The organism is Monashia sp. HAY1-5C, assembly GCF_056755255.1.
Genome location: NZ_JBPGXG010000166.1, coordinates 1 through 9,202, shown reverse-complemented (window position 1 = coordinate 9,202; position 9,202 = coordinate 1). Strand labels below are relative to the sequence as shown.

Here is a 9,202-nt window from a genome sequence, read left to right as displayed (position 1 = left end):
AGAGACAGCGGGCGGGCTCGAGACGGCCGGCGGCGTCAACGAGGCAGGGGGGCGCGTGGCCGGTGTGTCGCCGCCCGAACCGCCCGAACCGGTCGAGCCGGCAGAGCCGGCCGCGTCACTCGGCCCCGGTGCGACGGTCACGCCGGTCTGGTCCGTGCTGCCGGCGCCCACGCCACCGGGCGTCGGCGTCGCCGCGCCGCCCGGTGCCGGCGGTGCCGGGGTGCCGGTGAGACCCCGGGCCACGCGTGCGGCCACCGACGGGACCGCCGTGGCGACCCCCGCAGCCCCCGCGTTCGCCGCTGTTCCCGGGGCGCCGGGGACGGACGGCGTCCCTGGGCTCGGCGAGGCGGACACGGACGGTCGGGGCGACGCGCCGGCGGGAAGCGTCGTGGAGGCCGGGGCACCGAGCAGGCCGGTGGCCCCAGCCGTGACGGCGACGCCTGCCACGACACTCGCGACGCGGCTGGCCACCTGCGCCAGGGCGTCGGCACCCGAGCCGAGACGGCCGACGCCCGAGGCACCCGAGGCTCCTGCGGCGGCGACCGACGACCCTGGCGGCGCACCCGCGCCCGCAACCCCGCCAGCGGCGCCGCCTCCACCGACGACCCCCGCTGCACCCGCACCCGCGGCTCCTGCGGCGCCGCCGACCAGACCCAGACCACCCGCGGTGACGAAGCCCGGGGTCGAGACCCCGGCGGCGAGGACCAGGGGGACGAGCAGCGCCGGGAAGCCGTCGTGGATGACGCGCAGGTCGGCGGCGATGCGGGCGGCGTGCGAGCACGAGGCGACGTGAGCCCGGGCGCGCTCGGTCTGCCGCTTGGGGAGCCGACCGCGTACGAGGGCGCCGAGGTGGGTGATGGTCCACCGGCACTCGTCCGTGTCCGCCTCGGACAGGCCCCGCTCGGCGCGGGCGTCGAGGTAGAGGGCGCGCAGGTTCTCGCGGGCGCGCATGGCGCGGACGCTGACGGCGTTCGCCGTCATGCCCAGGCTCGGCGCGACGACCCGCGGTGCGGCGCCCTCGACGGTCGTGTGCCACAGCACCCGCTGGTCCTTCTCGGGCAGGGACCGGAACGCCTCGCGCACGAGGGCGACGGTCTCGTCGTCGCCGAGGTCGGGCTCGGGCTGGTCGACGGGCTCGGCGAGCGCGTCGAGGTCCTCCTCCTCGGTCGGCACGAGCCGCAGGTCACGGCTGCCGGCGTCGAGGGCGACGGTGCGCACCGCCGACAGGAAGTAGGCACGGAAGTGCTCCTCCGGCCCGCGACCGTCGCGGATGAGGGAGAAGACGCGGGCGGCGGCCTCGGCCACGACGTCGTCGGGGCTCGTGCGCCCACGGTAGCGACGCGCGACGGCATAGGCCGCGGGCAGGTGACGGCGCCACAGCTCGCCGAACGCTTCGGCCGACCCCTCGCGGCTGCGGGCGAGCAGCTGCACGTCGGCAGCGGAGGACCACGCCTCGCTCGACCACATGGTCAGGTCAGCCGACACCTCGAGCCCTTCCAGCCACTTTCCGGTGCTGGACAGTCTGCCCCGGCCCGCCGCGCGCGTCGACTCGCACCGCGGGAGCGTTGGCAGGTTTCGCCCTTCCGGATGGTCCCCTCCACGAAACCATCGCGGAAGGACGAAACCTGGCGACACCACGGGTGCCGGCGCGGAGCCGCTCCCTCCCCTGACCGAGCGGGACGCTCCGTGCGGTGCCGTCAACCGTGAGACGTGCCACTTCCTATTTCACGTCATCTTCGGTGCAAATGTGGGCAAATGCCAGAAACTGACCTCGACCCGTCGGTAGCAGCAGTGCCCATGGGACGTGTTGGCGAGGCCTTGGGCATGTCGTGGTCGGCGCCTTACCGTGCCGGGGCCTGCCCGTCGGGCCGGTGGGTGCGGGCGACGGCGAAGGTACGGGTGAAGGGGAAGAGCACCCCGAACGGCCGACGCGGGTAGGCCGCCTCGAGCTCGCGCGCGTACTCCTGCTCGAAGGCCTCGCGCTCCCCGGCGTCCTCGAGCACTCCGAGGACCGGGCGCAGGCCGGTGCCCCGGACCCACTCGAGCACCGGGTGCGGCCCTGCTGCGGGCGCGTCGAGGACGTGCTCGTACGTCGTCTGCCACACGTCGACGTCCGGGGTGCGGTCGAGCAGGAGCGCCGCGTACGTGCCCGGCAGGGCGACGGCAGCGGCCCGGTCGAGGCCGGGGCGCAGGTCGTCGGCGCGCGGATGGCGGGCGGCCACCTCGCGCATGAGCCGGTGCGACGGGGCGTCGAAGTTGGCAGGCACCTGCATGGCGAAGGTGCCCCCGGGCGTCAGCGCGTCGAGCCAGCGCGGGATCAGCCGCAGGTGGGTCGGGACCCACTGGAGCGTCGCGTTGGTGACGAGGACGTCGACGGGGCCGCCGCACCCGGTGGGGTCCCAGTCCTCGGCCGTCGCCTCCACCCACTCGACACGGCCGGCGGTGTCGAGGGCCCGGGCCCGTTCGAGCATCTGGGGCGAGGAGTCGACGCCGATGACGCGAGCCTCGGGCCAGCGCCGCGCCAGCCCGAGCGTCAGCTCGCCCGGGCCGCAGCCGAGGTCGACGACGAGCCGCGGGTTCGGGGCGTCGACCCGGGCGAGGAGGTCGGCGAACGGCCGGCCGCGATGGTCGGCGAAGAGCCCGTACTGGCCGGGGTCCCAGGCGGAGCCGTCCGGAACCTGGTCGCTGGGAGTCGGAGGTGTGGCGTCGGACACGGCGACCTCACTTTCTTTCGATGTCAAGAGTCTTGATGGCCACTACGCTGACGGCATGAGCCAGGACCGCAGCCCGGCCCGCGTCGGCGGCGACGACGTCGACGAGATCGTCGCGGCCTGGCGCCGAGAGCGGCCCGACCTCGACGTGTCGCCGCTGGAGGTCCTCTCGCGGGTGTCCCGGCTCGCCCGCCGCCTCGATCTCGCGCGGGGGCGAGCCTTCTCCGAGCACCTGCTGGAGGGCTGGGCCTTCGACGTGCTGTCGGCGCTGCGTCGTGCCGGGGAGCCCTACCAGCTCTCGCCCGGGGCGTTGGTGCACCAGACGCTGGTGACCTCGGGCACGATGACCAACCGCGTCGACCGGCTCGAGCGCAGCGGCTTCGTCGAGCGGCGCCCCGACCCGGGCGATCGCCGCGGCGTGCTCGTGCGGCTGACGCCCGCCGGGCGCGATGTCGTCGACTCGGCGATGGCCGACCTCATCGAGCAGGAGAAGTCGCTGCTGTCCGAGCTCGGCCCGGCCGAGCGCCGCGACCTCGCCGCGCTGCTGCGCCGGATGCTCGCCCCGCTCGAGGCGCGCCCGACCGACCCCACGGGCTGACAGGGGGCGCCGCACCGGGACGCCGGACGCCGGCCGGCTCACGCGTCGGTCCGCTGCTGGAACTCGAGGCGGTTGCCGACGGGGTCGCTGGTGTGGAAGCGGCGCAGGCCGGGGATGGCGTCGTCCCAGACGACCGGGGCACCGGCCGCGGCGAGCGCGGCCGCGAGCGCGTCGACGTCGGCCACCGCGATCCCGGGGTGCGCCTTGCGGGCGGGGGCGAAGGGCTCCTCGATGCCGACATGCACCTCCGCCGCGCCGGGCTCGCCACCCGCCCGGAACCAGGCACCGCCGCGGGCGCGCAGCCTCTCGGGCTTGGGCAGCTCGGTCAGACCGAGGACCCCGGCGTAGAAGTCGCGCATCGCATCCTCGCAGCCGGCGGGACCGGAGACCTGGACGTGGTGCAGGGTCATCTCCATGCCTCGAAAGTATCTTGACATCAAGATACTTGGCAACCCTCCGCCGGGACCGCCCCTCAGCCGACGACCTCGGCGGCCTCGAGCCACTCGAGCTCGAGCCCCTCGCGCTCGGCGACGAGCTCCTGGAGGCGGGCGTTGAGGTCGGCGAGGGCGGCGGGGTCGGTCGCCTGCTGGGCCATCTCGCCATGGATCCGCTCCTCGCGGTCGGCCAGGCGCGACAGCTGCTTCTCGACGCGCGCCATCGTCTTGCGCGCCTCGCGGACCTCGCCGGGGCTCGCGGTCGTGACCGCCCCGCTCGCCGGCGCCGCTGCGGCGGTGGCACCGGCCGCGCCGGACGGGGCCGCTCCCCGGGACGCCGCCCCGGCCGCGCCAGACGACGCCGGTCCCCCGCCCGTCGCCGCCTGCGACGCAGCGGCGGCGCGCAGCTCGAGGTACTGGTCGACGCCACCGGGCAGGTCGCGGACGCGCCCGTCACCGAGCAGAGCCAGCTGGTGGTCGCAGACCCGCTCGAGCAGGTACCGGTCGTGCGAGACGACGACGAGCGTGCCGGCCCACCCGTCGAGGACGTCCTCGAGCGAGGTGAGGGTCTCGATGTCGAGGTCGTTCGTCGGCTCGTCGAGGACGAGGACGTTCGGCTCGGTGAGCAGCAGCCGCGTCAGCTGGAGGCGTCGCCGCTCGCCACCCGACAGGTCGCCGACGCGCGTCTGCTGCCGGCCACCCGGGAACCCGAGCCGCGTCGCCAGCTGGCCCGCGCTCACCTCCTTGCCCCCGAGCATCGTGTACTGGCGCACGTCCTCGACGGCCTCGATGACCCGCCACTGCTCGAACCGCTCGAGCTCGCGCACCTCCTGGGTCAGGTGCGCGATCGCGACGGTCTTGCCGACCCGGCGCCGACCGGCAGTCAGCGGGACCTCGCCGGTCAGGGCGCGCAGGAGGGTCGACTTGCCGGCGCCGTTGACACCGACGATGCCGACCCGCTCCCCCGGCGCCAGGCGCCACGTGACGCGGTCGAGCAGGGTCCGTGCATGCGGCGGCTCGCCGACCGTCAGGGTCGCGTCCTCGAGGTCGATGACGTCCTTGCCGAGGCGACGCGTGGCGAACGACGCCAGCTCGACGCTGTTGCGGGGCTCCGGCTCGCCGGCGATGAGGGCGTTGGCGGCCTCGATGCGGAACTTCGGCTTGCTCGTGCGGGCCGGCGCGCCGCGGCGCAGCCAGGCCAGCTCCTTGCGCATGAGGTTGGCGCGCCGGTCGGCCACGACGCCGGCGAGGCGGTCCCGTTCGGCCTTGGCGAGGACGTAGGCCGCGTAGCCGCCCTCGAACGAGCTGACACCACCGGACTCGACCTCCCACGTCACCGTCGCGTACGCGTCGAGGAACCAGCGGTCGTGGGTGATCGCGACGGTCGCGTTGCCCGGGCGCGGTCGACGGTGGGCCAGGTGGTCGGCGAGCCAGGCGACGCCCTCGACGTCGAGGTGGTTGGTCGGCTCGTCGAGCAGGAGCAGCTCGGGGTCCTCGACGAGGAGGCGCGCCAGGGCCAGCCGCCGCCGCTCCCCGCCGGACTTGGGGCCGACGCGGCTGTCGAGACCGCCCATGGCCTCGGCACCGATGCCACCCAGCAGCCCGGTGAGCACGTCGCGGATGCGGGGGTCACCTGCCCAGACGTGCTCCGGCCGGTCGCCGAGGACGGCCTCCCGGACCGTCCACGCCGGGTCCAGCGCGTCGTCCTGGCTCAGCATGCCGACGCGGATGCCGCCCTGGCCGCCCTGCTTGCTGATGCGGCCCGAGTCCGGCTCCTGCAGACCCGCCATGACGCGCAGCAGCGTCGACTTGCCACCGCCGTTGACGCCGACGATGCCGATGCGGTCGCCGGTGAGGACACCGATGCTGACGTCGTCGAGGACGTGGGTCGTGCCGAAGACGAGGGAGACGCGTTCGAGGGAGACGAGGTTGGCCATCGGAGCAGACCCTATGCGCTCGCGACGAGCCCCCGCGAACGCGGGCCGGCCGGCGGTCAGTCGGCGGGGCGGGGGCTCGTGACGACCTGGGCGCCGTGGACCGGGCCCCTGGCGCGACGCAGGTCGCGGCACAGGTCGGAGGCCGCCAGTGAGACCGACAGGTCGAGCGCGGCCTCGTGGCTCTCGGTGAGGAACGCGACGGTCGGGCCCGACCCCGACACGACGCCGCCGAGCGCCCCGAACTCGACGCCCGCGTCGCGCAGCTCGCGCAGCTGGGGGCGTAGCGAGAACGCGGCCGGCTCGAGGTCGTTGTGCAGCGCGGCCCCGAGCGCCGTGGGGTCGCCGGAGCGCAACGCCGCCATGAGGCCGGGGCTGACCCGCGGCTCGGGGACGTGCACGCCGTCGCGCTCGCGCAGCCGGTCGCACTCGGCGTAGACCTGCGGCGTCGACAGGCCGGTGTCGCTGATGGCGAAGACCCAGTGGAACGTGCCGCGGGCCAGGACCGGTGCGAGCTGCTCGCCACGCCGGGACCCCATGGCGTTGCCGCCCACGAGCGGGAACGGGACGTCGCTGCCGAGCAGGGACGCGAGCTCGGTGAGCTCGTCACGGTCGAGGCCGAGGCCCCACAGGTGGTCGCAGGCGAGGAGGGTGGCGGCGGCGTCCGCCGAGCCGCCCGCCATGCCGCCCGCCACCGGGATGTCCTTGTCGATGCGGATCGAGAGGGACTCGTCGACCGACCACCGCTCGGCGACGAGTCGGGCGGCGCGGACGGCGAGGTTGTCGCCGTCGGTCGGGATGCGGTCCGAGTACGTGCCGGCGGGCACGACCTGCCAGTCGTCCCAGCGAGCCACCGACACCTCGTCGTGCAGGGAGACGGCCTGGTAGACGGTCGCGAGCGAGTGGTAGCCGTCGGCCCGGCAGGGGCCGACGCGCAGCTCGAGGTTGACCTTGCCCGGGACCCGCACGGTCACCGCGCCCGGCAGGGTCGGAGCGACAGTCATGCGCCCACCCTATGGGTCCGGTCAGTCGTCCGTGGCCGGCGGCGTCGAGGACTCGTGCGACCGGCTCTTCTTCGACGACCGACCCTTCGGCGACCGCGAGGGAGATGTCGACCGAGACGTCGAGGGCGACGGCGAGCCGGCCTGCGGCCGCGCCGCGGCGATACGGGCGAACGTCTCGATGTCGAGCTGCTCCCCGCGCGCCCGAGGGTCGACGCCGGCCGCCCGGAGCGCCTCCTCCGCCAGCGCCGGCGAGCCGGCCCACGAGGCGAGCGCGCCGCGCAGGGCCTTGCGCCGCTGGAGGAAGGCGGCGTCGATGCAGCGGAAGACCTCCTCCCGCGTGGCCGTCGTCACCGGGGGCGTGCGTCGGCGCAGCGACACGAGCCCGGAGTCGACGTTAGGGGCCGGCCAGAAGACTGTTCGTCCGACGCGTCCGGCCAGCTCGACGTCCGCGTACCACGCGGCCTTGAGGCTCGGGACCCCGTAGATCTTGCTGCCCGGCCTGGCCGCGAGCCGCTCGGCGACCTCGAGCTGGACCATGACGAGGACGCGCTCGAGGCTCGGGAAGTGCTGGAGGAAGGACAGCACCACCGGGACGGAGATGTTGTACGGCAGGTTGGCCACGAGCGCGGTCGGCTGCGGCTTCGGGAGCTTCGTCACGGTGAGGGCGTCGGCGGCGACGAGGCGCAACCGGTCGGCGTGCTGCGGCTGGAGACGCGCCACGGTGTCCTCCAGGGCGCCGGCGAGCCGTGGGTCGACCTCGACCGCGGTGACCTGCCGGACGACGGGCAGCAGCGCGAGGGTCAGCGAACCGAGCCCCGGACCGACCTCGACGACGACGTCGTCGGGGCCGACGCCCGCCACGCGCACGATCTTGCGCACGGTGTTCGGGTCGACGACGAAGTTCTGGCCCCACTGCTTGGTCGGGCGGACCTCGAGGCGCTCGGCGAGCTGCCGCACCTGGGCCGGGCCGAGCAGCGCCGAGTCGTCGACCTGGGCCGCCCCGGTCGCGTCCTTCTTCGCCATGGCCTCACCCTATGGCCCACCCCGGCCACCGGACGGCGACGCCCGCCCGACCCGAGGGGGTCGAGCGGGCGTGTGCGCGGGTGCCGCGGCCGGCCCGTGGGCTCAGCCGCAGCTCCACTGCGACGTGCCGTTGTCGGCGTAGACGCGGTTGGCCACCGTGATCTGCTCCTCGCGCGAGGCGAGGTCGGCGCGCGAGGCGAAGTCGTCGCCCCCGTAGGCGAGCCACGTGGAGGTCAGGAACTGCAGACCGCCGTAGTAGCCGTTGCCGGTGTTGATGTGCCAGTTGCCGCTCGACTCGCACTGGGCGATCGAGTCCCACATCGACGCGCGGGCCAGGTTGATCGCGGCCCCGGAGCCACCCGTCGAGCCGCTCGAGGTGCTCGAGGTGCTCGAGGTGGTGGGCCGCGCCTTGGTCCCGACGAGGACGACGCGGTCGACCGGGGCCTTGGTCACCTTGGCGGACAGGCGCTTGGTGGCGACGACCTTGCCGTCGACGACGGTGCGCTGCACCGTGACGACGCGGGTGCCGTCGCTCCCGGCACGCAGCACCTTGGTCTGGCCGGTGTACAGGTCCGAGGAGCTGCGCCTGGTCGTGCCGTGGGCGATGGTCTCGGTGACGGTGGCCGACTTCTGCTGGACGCGCTGGACGCGGATCGTCGTACCGGCGGTGAGCGGCGTCGTCGCAGCCGGTGTGACCCGGTCGGTCGAGCCGAGGTGGACGCCGAGCTGCTTGAGGGCCTCGCCGACGGTGGCGGCGGCGACGGTCTTGGTCGTCGTGCGGCCGTCGGCGACGACGGTGACCGGCTTGGGGGTCACGATCGTCAGGGACAGGCCCTGACGGCCGATGGTCTGCGAGCGGGACACCGAGATGCGGGCACCGTCGCTGCGCAGGCCGAGGGCGAGCAGGGCTCCGTCGACCGTGGTCTCGGTCGTGCGGATCTGGCGCTGCTTGCCGTCGATGGTCAGGGTCAGCAGGCGGCTGTACCGGACGGTCACCGTCTCGCCGTCGCTGAGCGGGCTGTCGGCAGCCGGGACGACGACGTCGCCGGGCTTGGTGGTGATGCCCTCGGAGTCGAGGAGGTCACCGACGGTGCTGCCGAACACGTGGGCTGCGGTGGTCTTGCCGTCGACCGAGAGGGTCACGGCCTTGTCGAGCTGCGCTGCGCCGACCGCGCCACTGGTGAGCACGACGGCCGCGCCGGCGAGGGCGAGGACCTTGAGATTGCGCGAAACCAAAACACTCCGAACGTCGAACGTCCCGGGTGCAACGCGCTCTCGAACAGCCCTCGTCGCGGCGTCGGGACGAGGTCGATGCGGGGCTGCAGCCGGCCAACAGTCGTCCACAGTGACCGACGACCGGCCGTCAGGTCAAGTTTCGGTAACGACGCGGCCTGTCGACGGGCGGGCCGACAGGGCCTGCGCTAGGTGTACCCGGCCATGAGGTTGGTAGCAGCGAGCCTGCTTGAATGAACGAGAACCTCCGAATGGGATGTGGCTT

At 74.3% G+C, this 9,202-nt stretch carries 8 protein-coding genes; 1 reads left to right on the top strand and 7 read right to left on the bottom strand.

The genetic code is table 11. From position 1 onward, the window contains the following. Both ACR9ZK_RS19105 and ACR9ZK_RS19100 read right to left on the bottom strand, forming a co-directional pair. Window positions 1-1,485: RNA polymerase sigma factor (locus tag ACR9ZK_RS19105; protein ID WP_481343544.1), on the bottom strand; the 1,485-nt coding region annotated here is incomplete at its 3' end. 356 nt (window positions 1,486-1,841) lie between these two features. Continuing rightward, entirely contained in the window at window positions 1,842-2,714 is an 873-nt protein-coding gene (locus tag ACR9ZK_RS19100; protein ID WP_481343543.1) for a methyltransferase domain-containing protein, read from the bottom strand. Window positions 2,715-2,769: 55 nt separating this feature from the next. On the opposite strand from ACR9ZK_RS19100, the gene ACR9ZK_RS19095 reads away from it, so the two are divergent. Further along, window positions 2,770-3,309: a MarR family winged helix-turn-helix transcriptional regulator gene (locus ACR9ZK_RS19095; RefSeq protein WP_481343542.1), complete on the top strand. Its 540-nt coding sequence runs from the start codon at window positions 2,770-2,772 to the stop codon at window positions 3,307-3,309. 38 nt (window positions 3,310-3,347) lie between these two features. On the opposite strand, the gene ACR9ZK_RS19090 is transcribed toward ACR9ZK_RS19095, so the two are convergent. The 5 genes from ACR9ZK_RS19090 to ACR9ZK_RS19070 all read right to left on the bottom strand — a co-directional run bounded on the left by ACR9ZK_RS19090 (window position 3,348) and on the right by ACR9ZK_RS19070 (window position 8,940). Further along, entirely contained in the window at window positions 3,348-3,725 is a 378-nt protein-coding gene (locus tag ACR9ZK_RS19090) for a VOC family protein (protein WP_481343541.1), read from the bottom strand. A 56-nt stretch (window positions 3,726-3,781) separates the two neighbouring features. Next, window positions 3,782-5,680 (bottom strand): ABC-F family ATP-binding cassette domain-containing protein, encoded by a 1,899-nt coding sequence (locus tag ACR9ZK_RS19085; protein WP_481343540.1) that lies wholly within the window; start codon window positions 5,678-5,680, stop codon window positions 3,782-3,784. Window positions 5,681-5,736: 56 nt separating this feature from the next. Then, window positions 5,737-6,681: a 4-(cytidine 5'-diphospho)-2-C-methyl-D-erythritol kinase gene (locus ACR9ZK_RS19080; protein WP_481343539.1), complete on the bottom strand. Its 945-nt coding sequence runs from the start codon at window positions 6,679-6,681 to the stop codon at window positions 5,737-5,739. Between the two features lie 21 nt (window positions 6,682-6,702). Continuing rightward, entirely contained in the window at window positions 6,703-7,704 is a 1,002-nt protein-coding gene (gene rsmA / locus ACR9ZK_RS19075; RefSeq protein WP_481343538.1) for a 16S rRNA (adenine(1518)-N(6)/adenine(1519)-N(6))-dimethyltransferase RsmA, read from the bottom strand. 102 nt (window positions 7,705-7,806) lie between these two features. Then, the gene (locus ACR9ZK_RS19070) at window positions 7,807-8,940 is read right to left on the bottom strand and encodes a transglycosylase family protein (RefSeq protein WP_481343537.1); all 1,134 of its coding nucleotides are present in this window, start codon (window positions 8,938-8,940) and stop codon (window positions 7,807-7,809) included. Window positions 8,941-9,202 lie beyond the last annotated feature (262 nt).

What these genes read in the sequence shown, in the direction of transcription:
- rsmA (WP_481343538.1), bottom strand. Translation starts at nt 7,704, where the DNA reads ATGGCGAAGAAGGACGCGACCGGGGCGGCCCAGGTCGACGACTCGGCG.
- ACR9ZK_RS19090 (WP_481343541.1), bottom strand. Translation starts at nt 3,725, where the DNA reads ATGGAGATGACCCTGCACCACGTCCAGGTCTCCGGTCCCGCCGGCTGC.
- ACR9ZK_RS19085 (WP_481343540.1), bottom strand. Translation starts at nt 5,680, where the DNA reads ATGGCCAACCTCGTCTCCCTCGAACGCGTCTCCCTCGTCTTCGGCACG.
- ACR9ZK_RS19095 (WP_481343542.1), top strand. Translation starts at nt 2,770, where the DNA reads ATGAGCCAGGACCGCAGCCCGGCCCGCGTCGGCGGCGACGACGTCGAC.
- ACR9ZK_RS19080 (WP_481343539.1), bottom strand. Translation starts at nt 6,681, where the DNA reads ATGACTGTCGCTCCGACCCTGCCGGGCGCGGTGACCGTGCGGGTCCCG.